This is a genomic window from Borrelia duttonii Ly, assembly GCF_000019685.1.
GTDB classification, from domain to species: domain Bacteria; phylum Spirochaetota; class Spirochaetia; order Borreliales; family Borreliaceae; genus Borrelia; species Borrelia duttonii.
Window position 1 is genome coordinate 13,597 of the sequence record NC_011245.1, and the last position, 14,747, is coordinate 28,343.

Sequence of the window (14,747 nt, forward strand, 5' to 3'; positions counted from 1 at the left end):
GAATGAAGATAGAAACTAAAGAAAACAATAAAGTAGTTAGTAAAAATGTCAAAGTAATTAGCAAAGCTAATAATGTAAAAAGCGAAGTTCCTACAAAGACTATTAGTTTGGACGAATATAATAAGCTTATGAAATATAAAAAGGGACTTGCTAAGAATGACAAGCAGATATTATCAAACAAAGCAAGTAAACCTTTGAGTATAAATCAAAGAGTAGCTCAAGAATTAGCCGAAGTCAAGGCAAGAAATAAAGCAAAGAATCAAATCTTACGAGAAGCTATAAAACTTAACGAAATTGATTCTCTGTCAAAGAAATATCTAAGCAGCCATTTTAATAAGGAGGCGCTACTATCACGTGGGCACAGCTTAGATGAGATTATGTTAGCGCAAAAGCGAGAACTTGTTAGAAAGTATGTTCCAAGGGATCAAATTAGGGCTATAGCTAAAATCGATAATCTTGAGCATATCAAAGGCACATTATTAGATATGCTTGTAAATCTTGCCAAAACTTCGATCAAAAAGACTACAAAGAACAAAAGTGTTACTACTAAAAGTATTGGCAAAACTGGTATCAAATTTGAAGATAAGATTTCTACTGCCTCTCCACACTTCAAGTCAACCAATAACAATGAATTGAGAAGCGGTATTTTAAACAGATACAAAGAGCTATTAAAGCGACCTTCAAAGGTTAGAAAAAAAAGAGCTAGAGCTTAAAAGGAGACTAAATGGCAGATATTGCAAAACTAAAAAAGGAATATGAAGACAAACTTAACGAAATAAAGTCTTATATGAAGAATCCAAGTGTTGATCCTGGATTGTTTAGTAATAATACTGAATTTAGAGATAAGAATCTGCATTTTGCAGCATCAGGTGGTACTACCACAAGTAGTGTAGATATCATTGAAAATATGCCATCTAAAGGATATCCGTATAAGCGTGGTGTAAAATTGGATTTTTCCGATGCTAAATATGAACCAGTTGTAGTACCAGGTGGTGGTAGTGATCTATATGGCATATGCGTTGACATTGATGATTATACAGAAATAGCTCAAGTTGTCCCTATTAATAATAATTTTCAAGGTTGGTTGATCGCTAAAAAGGATAATGCTACGAGTATTTCTATTGGAGATACATTGAAATTCAATAATTTTGGGGAACTAGAGAAAGATACTAGCTCATCAAGACTCATCAATGCAGTGGCACTTTCTAAGGCTGTAAAACTAAATGAAAATCTTTACATAATACATGTTTCTATATTTGGTAATAGGGCTAAAAGCTAATGAGTGGTAAAGTCAATGATGTAGAATTATCTTCTCAAGTAGATGATACAAAAGAACAAGCTGATCTTGAGATTGAATCAGAAATTCAAGTAAATCAAGATAGTAGTTCACATACTCCTAAAAGTAGAAAAAGAAGAGGAGCAGAAGATGTAAGTCAAAATCTAGATAGTCGTTTTGGAGCAGAGAAAGAAAAACAATACAGGTTGGCATATCTGAGACTGAAAAAATATACTAAAACAACAACAGAAGATTTGGCTGTAAGAAGTTGTGCAAAGAATGGTTTTCAGGGCAGTGCCGATTTTCCTTATATCTTGACACAAACTATCTCAAGCAGCGTGGACAAATATGAAAATTATCCTTATAAAGGTTTTCCATACAAACGTGCTGTGAAATTGAGTTTTGATACTGATGGGTCTGTTTTTGTTGAGACAAGCGATGATTCTAACGTATATGGCATATGTGTTGATGTTGATGAGTATACAGAAACAGCTCAAGTTGTTCCTATTACTAATAATGTTTCTGGTTATTTTATATGTGCAGATTCTAGTATACAATGTGGCGACCATTTAGACTTCAATTCTGAAGGCGAATTGGTAAAAGCCAGTTCTAATTTACCTACTTCAATTAACATTATTGCATTAAGCAATACTTACAAGCATGATTTTAGAACTCCAGCTGAACAAAGCGATTCGTCTTTTAGTTCAAGTAGTGATTTTATAATTCATTTTGTCAAAGTTACTATATTTGGCAACAAAGCCATACAAAGAAAAAGCTAAAAAATAAAAAGGAGGTTAGAGTATGCCAGATATGAAACAGCTCATCAAAGATTATGAGGACAAAAGAAAAGCTCTGGCGGCTGTTATCAAAGGTGGTAGTAAAGAAGTAGCCGTTAGAAGTAATACTTTTGATTTTAGAAACAAAGGACCAAGTGTTGGCGATGGTGGGTTTACTTCTTCTAGTAGTAATACAAAAATAGAAAACTGGCCTAGTAAGAATTATCCCTACAAATGTGGCGTCAAAATCACGACAAATCAAATTAAGGCTAATGAGGTTCACTATGAATCTTGTGTTCAACCAGGTGGTAGTAGTGATTTGTATGGCATATGTATCGATATTGATGATTATACAGAAACAGCTCAAGTTGTTCCTATTACTTCTGGTGGTTATCAAGCTTGGCTTTTTGCAAAAGACGCCACAATCAAAAGAGGCGACAAAATTAAATTTAACGATAAAGGAGAGGCAGAAAAATCTAGTGGTTCAAATACCATTTACAATGCAATTGCTGTAGAAGATACGGTATCTTTACCAAATAATACGTATCTAGTTCATGTAAAATTTGTTGGCAATAGTGTCCAATAATTCAATCAAGGAGGTTTGAAAATGGAATTATATGAAGAAGATTATTATGAGCAAGAAATTATTCAAGCAACAGAGGAAGTAGAATTACCAAAATTTTACGATTGGTTCGCCCCAGAACAAATTGAAGAAGTTCCTTATAAGATGGGATTTTTCAAAACAGTAGAATGGGATGCATTTTTAAATGATAATCCAACAAATGTTGTGAATAATTACAATACTGTCTCAACAATAGGATTTAGATCAGAAGTGGTAAAACTTAACTACTTACGTCTGCAATACAAATTTGCACATCTGAAAGATTCTGCTGTTCCTGAATTTACAAATTCTGAGTATATTGGAGATGTTAATAATAACTACTTGCCTTTTGGTACTGCATATGAACTAGCATGCAATGAAATTATGAAACTGATCACTAATTTTGTATTAACGGGAACTGTATCAGTGCAAAAGGATGGCAATAGAGCAAAACTTCTATTACCTAATATGTATGGACTGCTTAATATGCCATATCAAATCAAAGAAGAAGTTCAAGCTGCGAATAAAGACAAAATGGAGAAGATATTTGAATCTATCAAATCTGGTCTTTCAAAATTAGAACTTGGTGATTATTTTGATTGTCCATTCATGGTATTGGTTGACCCACTAACAAGTTTGAAATTGGTTGAACCTTATACGGTAAACAATAATAATCCTGGCATACTTAATGAACGCTGGCAAGATTTTCTAATAGCTACAATCAAGGCTGTAAATAATAGGAATGAAGTAACTATACAAATATCTAATTTGCTAAAAAATCAAATTATTATTTATCCTATGAACTCAAAGTTGCTCAAATTCAAGCCAAGTAAATTCATGTTGCCAACACCAAATGAACAAATTGACACCAATTCAAGTGATATAGCTCATTCTTATATTGATTTTGTTCTTGGTGGGCTTTTAGCTACACAGAAGACTATTCTTCAAGTGGAAATTAAGCAAAGTTAAGGAGCATTTATGTCGCAGCATGAAAGTCAAGAAGAAACACAAGAACTTCAAAATGAAATACGCCAACTTTACACGGAAATAATAGAATTATTGGATACTAATGAAGAGACTGTGAGTTTTTCTACTTTCATGCAATATGCAAAATTAGTCAATATGCTTCTTGAAGTTAGGGGTATTGACGTAGAGATGCTCACGGCTTCACATATTAAATTGTTGATGTATTACTACACTGGCTGCAGACTAAAGAAAAGCGGAACTATCGATGATTTTAGTGGCAATAGTCAAGTAGTGAAGAGGCATAAGCTTAATGAACTTGAGATCGAATATGAACAGGTCCAATCACAATCTGATGGTTCTGAATCTTTTGGTGCTGGGATCAAAGTTAGTGAAGGGTTCTGTTCGTCTTTTGATTCATTATTAGCTAATTTGGCACTTGTTGAAGAATCAACAACTAAAAAATATTGCATAGGAGTTGCTCGTTAATGCAGGTAAATCCCGTTAGAACTAAATTTGCTCAAATGGCAGAATCTGTTATATCCTATTTTGAAGACAAAAAACCTTTGAGGCTTTACAAAAAAAGATATGAATATAATGAAGATACTGCAAGTATTGACGCAATAATTGACAAAGACAACTTTCAAGAATTTACAGGTGTACTATTTAGCATTAATCCCGATTCTATTGTAAGTATCAATGAATCAAATCTTGGTGATATGACATGTCTTTACACCCTTTACACAAGTGCACAACTTGACTTTGAGATCTCAGATAGAATTTCTGAAGGTGATTTAGATAATTTTCACTTCGAAATAATATCAATTGATGGTTCTGTTGGTTATCTAACTTTGACATTGAAGGGAGTTGGGAAATATGCATGATCAATTCGAGATTGAACTTGAAATTGGTTGGTTTGCAACAAGAGCAGATATAGCACGTATGCACGAAAAGGGAAGTCGTAAACTTCCAATACGTAAACATTTGACTAAAATAGCTAATTCACAAGAATTTCAACAATATATTGATACCGACTACATGAGAAGTAAATTTCAAGAAAGTATAGAGAATGGCATGAATGCCCTTGGAACTGCATTCATCAATTACTATAAAAATCATGTCTTAGCATCTAAAATTATGCCTAAATTATCCCCAAAAACAATTGCGCTAAAAAGCAAAAAAGGAAGTAAAACTCCACAAACACCACTTGTTGATACAGGTCTTATGCTTAATTCAATCGAATATAGGATCAATAAATGATTCTGGATATCACTACCATTGAAAAATGCATAATATCCACTCTAAAAGACTTCACTAAATTTGCAAGTATTTATAATCTTTCTGTTGATATTCTAAATACATATAACCATCCATATATGTCTAAATATACAGTGGATAATTCAAATATAATTGCTGTGCAGTTTAGTGATATTGATGGTCTATTTGAGCATAATTCAAGAACAGGTGTGTTTTACGATAATGTGAACGAATTTGCTATTCATTTTCAACTATATTTTATGGCACTAACGAGCAATTCAGATAAAAATCCACATGAAAGACTTATGTTACTTTATGCATTATTTAGTGATTTTTTACATGATTCTTCGACTCAAAGTTTCACTTTTACACCTGAAGATAATTGTGACTACCAAAAAAATGTGAAATTTCACATTCGCCATACAACAAATATGCAAAACAACGGTCTACTTGACATAAATAGCAATAATAGCAAATCCACGTATTGTTTAAGTCAAGGATTTGTAGCAAATATACAAACAAAAGAAGAAAAAGTTAAGGAGCAAAATAATGCCATCTGATACAATTAGCGTTAATTTGACGCATTCTAGATTGGATCTAAATCAAGTAAGTTATTATACACCACTACTTGTCTACAAATGTGCCAAAATCAAACTTAATACTGTATCTCCAAAAAATAAAATACTATATCTAAATGTGAATGACTATGAAAAAGCAATTGGTGCACTTGAAAAAGAAGGTAATAATGGTGATGATGAATTTAACGCGGAAAAAGAGTATTTGAAACAAGCGATTCAATCATTTTTTGCAGAGGATGATAAAGGATTAAGAGCTGTAACACTAGCGATATACAAAGACACAGCAGAAGCAAAAGGGATCAAAGAGCTATTCAAAAGAAGTAGAAATTCTTTCATTGTATTCATCAATACTTATGCAAGTAATAATGATGGTGGTGATGGTCTTACTATTTACAAAGATGATTATACCAATTTTAAAGACCCTGCACACTTCTTTGTTTTTGCAACTAAAGAATCTGAAGTGAAAGAATTGTTCAAAAATGGTTCAAACTCCAAATCTAAAATTATCGTTATTCATTCTAAAGGAACTCAACAATTACATTTGAGATTTGTATCGAAATATTTACATGAAGCAAGTATGTTTCATGCTGTAAACCCTTATGGACTTACATTTAGTGGTATAAATCCTATTACTAATAGTGAAGAAATTACTAAGCTTAGACAAGCTAATATCAATTTCTATTCACATCTTAATGAAAGTGGACTTGATGGTTTTCCAGCATTCAAAGAGGGGATTTGTCTTGATTCTAGCCCTATAGACGAAATTTTTACTTATGACTATATCAAATATGAATTTATCGCGGAACTTATCAGAATATGGAACTTGAACAATAGACAAAATAGTAAATTATCAGCGCTTCAACTATCAGGACAAAGAGATACTGCTTATAGTGCAGCAATTGCATGCAAACTGAAAGAGTTTGTTGATGCAGGTATAATTGTTTCTTATTCGAAACTCAAAATACAAATATCGTCAAGTGCTGCACTAAAACTATTCTTATCACTAAGTATCACTTACAACTATTCTATGAAGGGCGTGGTATTGAATATCACAACACAAGATATACAAAGTTATCAAAATAGTTTAAAGGAGGTTGAATAATGGATCAGGTTTACAGCTTAACGAAAATATTTTTCTCAATCAAAGATAAGCAAATTCAAAGTGGGAAATTAGAACTTACTAGTGAACCTACAACAAGAGCTGTGTCTAGTACTGAAGATATGGGACTTCCGGTAGTTAGTTTTAGAGACCCTAAAACTATTACTTTCATATTCAATGTTGAAGTAACTATTGGATCTTACGATTATAAGCAACTAACAGATATGTCTCAAAATCAATTTTACAATGTAGAAGAAAGTACGCACAAAAAACTGCTAAAACTTGTATTCAATGACTTTGAAAACATTCATATTGTATCTAATCATGCATTCTTTGCAGAAGAACCATCAAGAAGCTATGCTGCTGAAGCAGAAAAAGTTACGTTTGAAATTAGAGCGATTAATTGCAAAGTAAAAAAAACTAAATAAGTAAAATCAAGGAGGCTATATGATTCAACTTTACAAAATGAATATTTTAACTAAAAAAGAAACACACACATTCGATGTAAAAGTATTACCAGTGTATCAATGGGATTCGATATTAGGTTTTTCACAAAATTATGGGATTGACAAACTCAATAATATTGATTATCTCAGAACGATAACAAACATTATGATCAAACCCGACTTTTTAGACAAATTTTACTTCATTTTAGACGACAATAGAAAATATATTTCTTACTACAAGGATTATCTTGTAGCAATATTGTATTCAATTCAATTTGATACATTTACCTTAGAAGAAGACTTCAAAAAACCAAGTCTCATTTACTTAAGTCATTATCTAAATGCTGATGGTGGATTTGTAAAATTTGACTATATTAACGATAGTTGGAATTATGAACAAGTAATACAAAATATCGATTCACGAGAAACAGAATTTTAAAGGTGTGCGCCTATGAAAATAAACAAAAGAAGTGATATTCTTGAAGAAATAACACACTCATATTTCAAATTCCTTGAAAACGCCAAAAAAGACAAATATCACTTCCCCGTTATGATGGATATTTGTAGCTTTGATGAAGTAAAGACACTCAATTATAAAGACTTGATGGAGGTGAACAAAATATCGGATTTGAAACTTCAAATGAAGATATATGAAATGTCTCTATCTAGAGGAATATTATGAATAATACTGGATTTACCATTAAGTTCAAAGGTGTACTTGATCATGCTTCAACCAAAAAGTCTTTAGAAAAAGATATATCTATCCTTGAAAAAGTTCTAAAACCCAAAAGAACAAGACTCGATAGTACTGAAAAAATATTGAAACACAATCTGAAAGAAAAAAAAGCTGAACTTGCCAAACAAAACAAATATGAAAAACTAAAATTAGCAGAAGAAAAAAGACAAGAGAAACTAAAAATAGAAAAACAAAAAAAAATAGAAGCAGCAAAAAAAAGGCTAGAAAAATTAAGATTAACAAAAGAAAAAAAACAAGAAAAATTACGAATAGAAGAGCAAAAAAGGCTAGACAATATAGAAAAGTTCAAACTTGAAGAAACTAAAAGACTTATGAGCCAAGGCATGAGATTCAAAAAGGCGAAAGAAGCCGCAATAAAAAGATCGTCCATGACACAAGAAGAATTAATGGATTTAGAGTACAAATCGCTAAAAAAGCAAAATGGAATTATACGTCGCACTATACGTCGCACTGGGCGCGCTGTTCTAGAAATAGGTAAAATTGCGGTTGGAACTGCTCTTGGACAAGTATTTGGGACTACTTTTCAAGGTGGTATTGGTGATGCATTCAATTATGCTAAAAGATCTATTATCAACAACGCAAATGTAAAAAAAATGAATGTAATTACTTCAAGAGTATTCAAATCTCAAGAAAAGGCTCAACTTAACAATATTCTTCAAACAATACCGGGATTTAATCGGGAAATTGATAGAGAAGAGTTCCTCAATTATGCTGGAATTTTGAGAAAAGATTTGGAAAGTTTAGGACAAAACAATGAAGAGAACCTCAATAAAGCAGTAGCATTTGCTGCAAGACTCAAATCCACAGGGGTTGTCAATGATAATGCTTCAGCTATTGCTGTAGTATCAGAATTCTTACAAGGAAAAGGTGGGTCCCTGTATAATGTCATGGGTTCATTTAGTAAATTGACACGTAAGTACAATGAACGTGGAGAAATGGAATATGACTTACTATCTTTAAGCCAAGCTTTGTCTTTTAGAACAGAAACACTAAAAAAAATTATTGATGATTGGAATACGCTTGAATTTCCTAAATACGCAAGTACCGAAGAAAAACTCAAAGATGATCTTATTGAAGCCGAAGATTCTTTCGCAAAAACTACATCTGAACTAGTAAAACCCCTCTTAAAGAAATTATCACAACTAGCTACATGGCTTCAAGACTTTACTTTCAAAACTCACATACTTGATCCAATGATCAAAGGTCTCACAAGTTTTTTCGGTAATATTTACGAATGGTTTACAAAAATGGTAAAAATAGCACTAAAACAAATACTACCCGATTGGTTTTACAAATGGGTTTTTAGTGAAGAACCTAAAACAAATAAAGACCATTCACCACTCCCAACTACTGATACTGGGACTAAATTAGAAAAAGACGCAAGTGTGAAAACACCTTAGGAGGTATAAATATGATTACACAATTTACAACTGATTTTATGCACCAGTACCAAGATGCAAAAGGCATGAAATCAATGCTAGACTATATTAACTTAACGCCCTCTCAAATAACAACCATTTTGAAAGAAACTTTCAATCAATTATCTAGTGTGTTTATGACGTCTAATTTCTTGATTCTATGTCCGCGAATGGATTTTAAGGGCCAGGGATATGTCCCACAAGGATTTTTCATTCAAGCTAAAAGTGAACTAATCAACATGAAATATAGTACTACTTGTTCAAAACGTCCTATAATTGATTATTACACTCGTAAATCTACACATGTAAGTTATAATCCTACTTTCAACGATGAGATCATCACGCTAAATAATGCTAAATTAGTTAGTGGATATTCAGAACTACTCAAATGGTCATTCAATGTGCCTTTTGGAAAATCTATATTTCCAAATACTAGCAATTTAGCAAAACAACACTTAACTAACAGGGTAAAAGAAAGTGTGCCATTTAGTGTTTACAGCCCATCTTTTGGATTTAGAGAAATAGTTGCTGTTACTTCTCTTGATCTGAAAGATACAGTATATCTTGATGAGGTTGAAATTAGTGTAACATTAGAAGTTCTCAAAACATTTACAAAATACAAAGGATGAATTAATGGAGCCTAGACTTTTGAAATATGACTTCAAGATCGAATTCTACGATCAACCTAAAATCTACGAGATACCTAAAAAAGAAAATGAAACTCAAACTGAAAAAGCTAAAGAAAAGAGCACACCTAAAGAAAAACCAAAGGAAGAAACTAAGACTGAAGAAACTAAAGAAAAGAAGAAAAATACAAACGAACCCAAAATTGTACTTCGCACTACAGATGGTATACATATAGACATTCAAATATCTGATGTATATACAAGCAATAACTATATATGTTCTAAACAAGCAAAACTAACTATTTGGAATTTGCCTATAGATTTTACTAATAATTTACAATCTGGCAATATTGTGACAATTTACTATAAAAAATTTGCAGAAGTCAAAGATTATGACTTTATCATGTCTGGGTATTTGGGTACACCTATGAGTACTGATTATCCTAGTGGTGATTTTAGTGTTCAATTGGAAATTCATTTAGCATCAAAAAGCAATTATTTTCACAGAGCACTCAACCCAAATCAATTTCAAGGCATGACAGTAGAAAATGCGATCAAATCAGCTTTTCCTAGTAGAAATATTATCAATATGACTTATGAAAACAGAAAACGCATAATAAATGAAAGTTTTTGTGCTAACACTCCTGTTGAATTCATTGAAAAGATAACTAAAAAGTATGTTCAAAGTGTTAGAACAGATATTGAACCTAAAGACCATACACAACTCATCAGAGAAGCATCTCTTAATGCTACTCATACTGAATGTAACTATATATTTACAAATTATGTACCGATACAAACAGAAACAGAGAAAAAAGAAGAAACAGAAAAAAATAAGCCTATACAAAAAGATAAAAATCCAAAAACAGAAACACCTACAACAGACACAAAAGAAGAGGAAACAAAAAAAGACACAGATAAAGACTATGAACCTCTTGAAGATTATCTTCTCGAATTCATACCACAACAAGAAGTCACTATAGGTTCAAATAGAAATATTAAGTTCATATATTGGAATGCCAAGATTATGTATACTCACAAATTAAAAGTTGGTGATAAAGTTAGTTTCATTGATGGTACTGGCAATAAAATTAAGGGCACTATTTCACAAGCTGATGCTGTATTAAGTAATATTGGTGAGTGTTCTCTTATACTCAAGCTTTACGATGATGCTAATTTTTTAAACATAAAAGGAGAAGCTAAGTAAATGCATTTGAATTATGATATTTACAGAATGAACAGCCAAATGGCTGGTTCTGCGTTAACACAAGAAGAGATCAAACTATGGATTTACAAAAATATTTTCATCTCTACAATAGGAATTATCAAATCTTTCAATTCTGAAACTCAAGAAGGTGTTGTATTACTATCCCTTTACAAAAACATAGAAATTAAAACTCGATGTATATCCAATATGCATTTTGATCTACAAGAAAATGATGAGGTTATTCTTTTGCAAAGTAGTATCAATCTTTTTGATATTAATGATGATAATTATTTTGACAAAAACTATTTCTATATATTACGACCGATTAATATGCAAAATGCAACTATCAAAGTTGATAATTTTTCTATTCACACAAAAAACCTTATGGAGATCAAAAATAATAATATAAGTTTGAAACAAGTCTTAGAAGAAATAGTTAATTGTTTACACAATTTGAGAGTTTCGGGACAAGCTACAGTTGAACCTAGTTTTTACACATATGTTAACAACATACAAAACAAAATAAACATGTTGCTAAAATAGTTTTTAGCAAAAATAGTATTATACTTCCTTTTATTAGTTAAAAGGATAAAGGATGTAAAGATTGGATATCAGAATTGACAATGATTTTAACTTAGCTTTTAATTCGAATTTACAGCTCGTTGATAGTATTGAAGAACAAAAACAACGACTATTCATCTTCTTAAAGACTCCAAAAGGTAGTCTTTTCTATGATCCTCAATGGGGTTTAGATTATTCGCACGTTGTAAAGCTTATCAAGCTGAACTCTGTGAACCAAATCAAAACTTACCTATTCAATATTATACAAGATCTCAAAATTGATATTGTAAATCTTGACGTAAAGATACAATCAAACACAATAAGCATTGTCTTTCACTTTCCAAATGACACTCTAAATATGGAGGTAAAATTATGAGCATCCTGTTTGATTCTGATGTTGGAGTCTTGAAAAAGAATATTGAACAAATTGTAAATGCTAAACGTCAATACTTAAGAGATAATTACAAAATATTGATTAATGACGACCCAGCATCTATTTACAACATTATTGCAACATCACTTGCATTCAAAGAATGTGAACTAATTGATGAAGTTAACAAACTATTCCAATCTATAAAACCTGATTCTGAATATTGGCAAGCGATAGAAAAGCATATAAGTGTCAAAAGTACTACTTATGAGGCTATAAAGAACTCTTTACTATCTATTAATGGTATTACACACGCAAATATCAAAAGTACTGCTGGTACTGCTAGTATTTATGTTATTGTAGACGAAGAATTTATGAATTCAGACAAAACACAAATAGAAGATACAAATCTAAAAGCAAATATTTGGAATATACTATATCTAACATGTCCAATTGGTACTACTTTTGAAGGAGACATTATTATCGACGGAATTAACAATAATAATCAAAGGATTGAATACAAAGTGTCACTTGGTAAGAAAAAATACGTGTATCTCAAAAGCAAATATAAAGTAAACGTCAAAAATCATCTATATCTTAATGTTGACGCTAAAATTAGAGATATTTACACCAGAATTGTAAATAATAATTATGGTGATATGGGAATTAGTTTTGAATATCAAGATTTTTTTGCTCCTGTTAACGAAATTAAGGGCGTACACTGCATTGATATCTCTGTTGCTCTAAAAGAAAACTTGAATACAAAAATTAACGAGATTAATGATAGTGAATTCACGAATAATGAAAATATTCAGGTTGAAGAAAATGAAATTCTTGATTTTGATTTTACTTCTGATAGATTGTTAATCAATATATCCTCGTGAAAAGGAGGCTAAATGACAAGTATACCTACTATACCCACAGTCTTCAATGACACTGAGGTTGAAAAAATAATACATGCTGAACTTGGATTCATAGATCAAATAATCAAAGAGGTCAAAACTCTTAATGATAATTTCCAAGATATCAATGCTACTACAAATCTAAATTCAAGATTCATAGCATTCTGGTTATCAGAAATATTGAAAATTATCTACTCAACAAACCAAACTCTTGAAACACTAGCAAAAAATATTGATAGTGTGCTTTTCGCTTTACGTCATATTGGGACCCATGAATCATTTATCAAGCTGTTTAAAGCTTTTCTTAATGTTGATATCGAACCTACTACTTTATCACCTGGCGTCATTAACATAAAGCTCAAAAGCGATATCAAAACTAATGTTATAGCATTCATTGTTGGTAGTAAGTCAAAAAAAGACCCAACACCTCATAAAAAAATTACATTCAAAACTAAAGAAAATGGACGTATTCTCAAAAAAGCATGGATTATAACTTTACTTCCTAAAGGATATGAAAACTCTATTTACGCATTCATCAAAAAACTTATTCCTATTGGAAGAATACTCAAGATACAAAACTATAAGAATGAATACGTCAAAGAATTTAAAGGATAATAACAAAGGAGATTTTATGACTAGTCAAGAAAGTCCTGAACAAGATACCGTCGTAAGACATGATGATACAATAGAAATTAGAAACCTTAATAGAAGAACCTCAACTGACCCCTCTGATCTATTGGTTTTAGATGATGGTTTTTCTAGTTGCCACGCAATTACTTTTGATGATTTTCGTAAAGAATTGCACAAAAAAACATTCGTCAAAGGCGAAGGCGTTAATGATTTTAAGCAGGTAATACAAAGCCTCATAGCAACTGAATTATTACAAAATACAAACTTTATCAATCAAGCTTATCAGAAAGTTATAGAAAAACTAAAAAATAATGAATCCAGTGTTATGGATTCTATTCTTGGCAAAGTTACTAGTAAACTTGAATATGATTTATCACAGCAAGATACCTTAAATACAAATACTTATTTTTTAGGACTTCACTATTCTTCTTTGAAAAAAATAAAGGTTCAAGAATATCTTACAGGTATTAGTAGCAGCTTCAATGCAAGTAGTACTAGTACCGTACAAGCAAATAGCTATAATAGTAGTAGCCAATCTTATAGAGAATCCGTGTCTATGTATAGTTTGCTAAACAGACGTTATATCTTTGAACTTGGTTCTAATTCACGACAATCTGAAAATGAAGAAATAATTATACAAACAGATAGTTCATATGATAATAAGCCTATTTACTTAATTGTAAAAGTCCAAGTAATGTCTAATTCAACTTCACAAGCTACTAAAAAAGTTAGTATCCAGTACAATAGTTATTCTTCAACTAACAGAACTATATTTACACTTGCTTCCGTACACGGTGGTACATTATTTGAAAATAATATTTTAGAAGGTTGGTACATGCAAAAAAACGTGGGGGGTAATCCTTTGCTTCTCAAATTATAATTTTTATTTTTGCTATATATGATTTTAGCTATATATTTAATATACCATTTATTATATTATTATAAAAAGTGAGGTTAAAGGATGATGCAAAGTCTCAATGCTTTATTGGAACTTTTACTTAATATTGACGGAAGTAAATTGATTATTATTTCTCTATTCATTTTAGGTATGGGTTCATTATTTGTTTTTCTTGTTAAACCAATAACTAAAGATATTATCAACATCTTAGCTACCAAGTTTAAATGCAAAGACAAAGACAAGGATAAAGATTTATGATAAAGGTTAATTGCAATTCAAGTAATATTGAATTGCATTAATTTTATTGACGAAAAAAAATTACAAAAAATTTGTTTTTTTACTTGATAATATTTTGTTTTTGCTATATACTTATTGCTAGGCA

Annotated in this window: 22 protein-coding genes; all 22 read left to right on the plus strand. The window is 31.1% G+C overall.

The features are described 5' to 3' along the window. The first annotated feature begins 2 nt into the window (after positions 1 to 2). The 22 genes from BDU_RS05805 (at position 3) to BDU_RS05910 (ending at position 14,623) form a co-directional block, all read left to right on the plus strand. Complete coding sequence (locus BDU_RS05805) at positions 3 to 713, plus strand: DUF1357 family protein (RefSeq protein ID WP_012539233.1); 711 nt, start codon at positions 3 to 5, stop codon at positions 711 to 713. Positions 714 to 724: 11 nt separating this feature from the next. Beyond that, positions 725 to 1,279 carry a DUF228 domain-containing protein gene (locus BDU_RS05810; RefSeq protein WP_012539234.1) on the plus strand — a complete coding sequence of 185 codons (555 nt, stop codon included), beginning with the start codon at positions 725 to 727 and terminating at the stop codon, positions 1,277 to 1,279. Beyond that, the gene (locus BDU_RS05815) at positions 1,279 to 2,055 is read left to right on the plus strand and encodes a DUF228 domain-containing protein (RefSeq protein WP_012539235.1); all 777 of its coding nucleotides are present in this window, start codon (positions 1,279 to 1,281) and stop codon (positions 2,053 to 2,055) included. Before BDU_RS05810 ends, BDU_RS05815 begins: the two co-directional genes overlap by 1 nt. Positions 2,056 to 2,077: 22 nt before the next feature. Continuing rightward, positions 2,078 to 2,638 carry a DUF228 domain-containing protein gene (locus tag BDU_RS05820; RefSeq protein ID WP_012539236.1) on the plus strand — a complete coding sequence of 187 codons (561 nt, stop codon included), beginning with the start codon at positions 2,078 to 2,080 and terminating at the stop codon, positions 2,636 to 2,638. Positions 2,639 to 2,659: 21 nt separating this feature from the next. Next, positions 2,660 to 3,622 (plus strand): hypothetical protein, encoded by a 963-nt coding sequence (locus tag BDU_RS05825; RefSeq protein WP_041177874.1) that lies wholly within the window; start codon positions 2,660 to 2,662, stop codon positions 3,620 to 3,622. A gap of 9 nt (positions 3,623 to 3,631) precedes the next feature. Continuing rightward, positions 3,632 to 4,105, plus strand: a complete 474-nt coding sequence (locus BDU_RS08620) for a DUF3890 domain-containing protein (RefSeq protein ID WP_012539238.1) — start codon at positions 3,632 to 3,634, stop codon at positions 4,103 to 4,105. After that, positions 4,105 to 4,500: a DUF1506 family protein gene (locus BDU_RS05835; protein ID WP_049752291.1), complete on the plus strand. Its 396-nt coding sequence runs from the start codon at positions 4,105 to 4,107 to the stop codon at positions 4,498 to 4,500. The genes BDU_RS08620 and BDU_RS05835 overlap by 1 nt, the downstream gene beginning before the upstream one ends. Next, a complete protein-coding gene (locus BDU_RS05840; RefSeq protein WP_041177875.1) occupies positions 4,493 to 4,876 on the plus strand; it encodes a hypothetical protein in 384 nt (127 codons plus the stop codon). Before BDU_RS05835 ends, BDU_RS05840 begins: the two co-directional genes overlap by 8 nt. After that, positions 4,873 to 5,433, plus strand: coding sequence for a DUF764 family protein (locus tag BDU_RS05845; RefSeq protein WP_012539241.1), 561 nt, complete (start codon positions 4,873 to 4,875; stop codon positions 5,431 to 5,433). Before BDU_RS05840 ends, BDU_RS05845 begins: the two co-directional genes overlap by 4 nt. Then, the gene (locus BDU_RS05850) at positions 5,423 to 6,553 is read left to right on the plus strand and encodes a DUF787 family protein (protein WP_012539242.1); all 1,131 of its coding nucleotides are present in this window, start codon (positions 5,423 to 5,425) and stop codon (positions 6,551 to 6,553) included. The genes BDU_RS05845 and BDU_RS05850 overlap by 11 nt, the downstream gene beginning before the upstream one ends. After that, entirely contained in the window at positions 6,553 to 6,978 is a 426-nt protein-coding gene (locus tag BDU_RS05855) for a DUF1463 family protein (protein WP_012539243.1), read from the plus strand. Before BDU_RS05850 ends, BDU_RS05855 begins: the two co-directional genes overlap by 1 nt. Positions 6,979 to 6,997: 19 nt before the next feature. Further along, a complete protein-coding gene (locus tag BDU_RS05860; RefSeq protein WP_012539244.1) occupies positions 6,998 to 7,435 on the plus strand; it encodes a DUF1473 family protein in 438 nt (145 codons plus the stop codon). A gap of 12 nt (positions 7,436 to 7,447) precedes the next feature. After that, entirely contained in the window at positions 7,448 to 7,678 is a 231-nt protein-coding gene (locus BDU_RS05865; protein ID WP_012539245.1) for a DUF1322 family protein, read from the plus strand. Further along, positions 7,675 to 9,153, plus strand: a complete 1,479-nt coding sequence (locus tag BDU_RS05870; RefSeq protein ID WP_012539246.1) for a DUF759 family protein — start codon at positions 7,675 to 7,677, stop codon at positions 9,151 to 9,153. The genes BDU_RS05865 and BDU_RS05870 overlap by 4 nt, the downstream gene beginning before the upstream one ends. 11 nt (positions 9,154 to 9,164) lie before the next feature. Next, a complete protein-coding gene (locus BDU_RS05875; protein ID WP_012539247.1) occupies positions 9,165 to 9,800 on the plus strand; it encodes a DUF792 family protein in 636 nt (211 codons plus the stop codon). A 4-nt stretch (positions 9,801 to 9,804) separates the two neighbouring features. Further along, positions 9,805 to 11,004 carry a DUF693 family protein gene (locus BDU_RS05880; protein ID WP_012539248.1) on the plus strand — a complete coding sequence of 400 codons (1,200 nt, stop codon included), beginning with the start codon at positions 9,805 to 9,807 and terminating at the stop codon, positions 11,002 to 11,004. Beyond that, positions 11,005 to 11,547: a DUF777 family protein gene (locus BDU_RS05885; RefSeq protein WP_012539249.1), complete on the plus strand. Its 543-nt coding sequence runs from the start codon at positions 11,005 to 11,007 to the stop codon at positions 11,545 to 11,547. Positions 11,548 to 11,608: 61 nt separating this feature from the next. Further along, on the plus strand, positions 11,609 to 11,941 hold the full coding sequence (locus tag BDU_RS05890) for a contractile injection system sheath initiator (RefSeq protein ID WP_012539250.1): 333 nt from the start codon (positions 11,609 to 11,611) through the stop codon (positions 11,939 to 11,941). After that, positions 11,938 to 12,819: a DUF276 domain-containing protein gene (locus BDU_RS05895; RefSeq protein WP_012539251.1), complete on the plus strand. Its 882-nt coding sequence runs from the start codon at positions 11,938 to 11,940 to the stop codon at positions 12,817 to 12,819. Before BDU_RS05890 ends, BDU_RS05895 begins: the two co-directional genes overlap by 4 nt. A gap of 12 nt (positions 12,820 to 12,831) precedes the next feature. Then, entirely contained in the window at positions 12,832 to 13,452 is a 621-nt protein-coding gene (locus BDU_RS05900) for a DUF735 family protein (protein WP_012539252.1), read from the plus strand. Between the two features lie 16 nt (positions 13,453 to 13,468). After that, complete coding sequence (locus BDU_RS05905; RefSeq protein WP_081434530.1) at positions 13,469 to 14,347, plus strand: DUF685 domain-containing protein; 879 nt, start codon at positions 13,469 to 13,471, stop codon at positions 14,345 to 14,347. An 81-nt stretch (positions 14,348 to 14,428) separates the two neighbouring features. Further along, complete coding sequence (locus tag BDU_RS05910; protein ID WP_041177877.1) at positions 14,429 to 14,623, plus strand: hypothetical protein; 195 nt, start codon at positions 14,429 to 14,431, stop codon at positions 14,621 to 14,623. Positions 14,624 to 14,747 lie beyond the last annotated feature (124 nt).

Bases quoted from the DNA above. Each gene is read 5' to 3' on its own strand.
- BDU_RS05810 (WP_012539234.1), top strand. From the start codon at position 725: ATGGCAGATATTGCAAAACTAAAAAAGGAATATGAAGACAAACTTAAC.
- BDU_RS05825 (WP_041177874.1), top strand. From the start codon at position 2,660: ATGGAATTATATGAAGAAGATTATTATGAGCAAGAAATTATTCAAGCA.
- BDU_RS05815 (WP_012539235.1), top strand. From the start codon at position 1,279: ATGAGTGGTAAAGTCAATGATGTAGAATTATCTTCTCAAGTAGATGAT.
- BDU_RS05855 (WP_012539243.1), top strand. From the start codon at position 6,553: ATGGATCAGGTTTACAGCTTAACGAAAATATTTTTCTCAATCAAAGAT.
- BDU_RS08620 (WP_012539238.1), top strand. From the start codon at position 3,632: ATGTCGCAGCATGAAAGTCAAGAAGAAACACAAGAACTTCAAAATGAA.
- BDU_RS05840 (WP_041177875.1), top strand. From the start codon at position 4,493: ATGCATGATCAATTCGAGATTGAACTTGAAATTGGTTGGTTTGCAACA.
- BDU_RS05895 (WP_012539251.1), top strand. From the start codon at position 11,938: ATGAGCATCCTGTTTGATTCTGATGTTGGAGTCTTGAAAAAGAATATT.
- BDU_RS05850 (WP_012539242.1), top strand. From the start codon at position 5,423: ATGCCATCTGATACAATTAGCGTTAATTTGACGCATTCTAGATTGGAT.
- BDU_RS05820 (WP_012539236.1), top strand. From the start codon at position 2,078: ATGCCAGATATGAAACAGCTCATCAAAGATTATGAGGACAAAAGAAAA.
- BDU_RS05910 (WP_041177877.1), top strand. From the start codon at position 14,429: ATGATGCAAAGTCTCAATGCTTTATTGGAACTTTTACTTAATATTGAC.
- BDU_RS05835 (WP_049752291.1), top strand. From the start codon at position 4,105: ATGCAGGTAAATCCCGTTAGAACTAAATTTGCTCAAATGGCAGAATCT.
- BDU_RS05885 (WP_012539249.1), top strand. From the start codon at position 11,005: ATGCATTTGAATTATGATATTTACAGAATGAACAGCCAAATGGCTGGT.
- BDU_RS05900 (WP_012539252.1), top strand. From the start codon at position 12,832: ATGACAAGTATACCTACTATACCCACAGTCTTCAATGACACTGAGGTT.
- BDU_RS05875 (WP_012539247.1), top strand. From the start codon at position 9,165: ATGATTACACAATTTACAACTGATTTTATGCACCAGTACCAAGATGCA.
- BDU_RS05880 (WP_012539248.1), top strand. From the start codon at position 9,805: ATGGAGCCTAGACTTTTGAAATATGACTTCAAGATCGAATTCTACGAT.
- BDU_RS05905 (WP_081434530.1), top strand. From the start codon at position 13,469: ATGACTAGTCAAGAAAGTCCTGAACAAGATACCGTCGTAAGACATGAT.
- BDU_RS05845 (WP_012539241.1), top strand. From the start codon at position 4,873: ATGATTCTGGATATCACTACCATTGAAAAATGCATAATATCCACTCTA.
- BDU_RS05860 (WP_012539244.1), top strand. From the start codon at position 6,998: ATGATTCAACTTTACAAAATGAATATTTTAACTAAAAAAGAAACACAC.
- BDU_RS05805 (WP_012539233.1), top strand. From the start codon at position 3: ATGAAGATAGAAACTAAAGAAAACAATAAAGTAGTTAGTAAAAATGTC.
- BDU_RS05870 (WP_012539246.1), top strand. From the start codon at position 7,675: ATGAATAATACTGGATTTACCATTAAGTTCAAAGGTGTACTTGATCAT.
- BDU_RS05865 (WP_012539245.1), top strand. From the start codon at position 7,448: ATGAAAATAAACAAAAGAAGTGATATTCTTGAAGAAATAACACACTCA.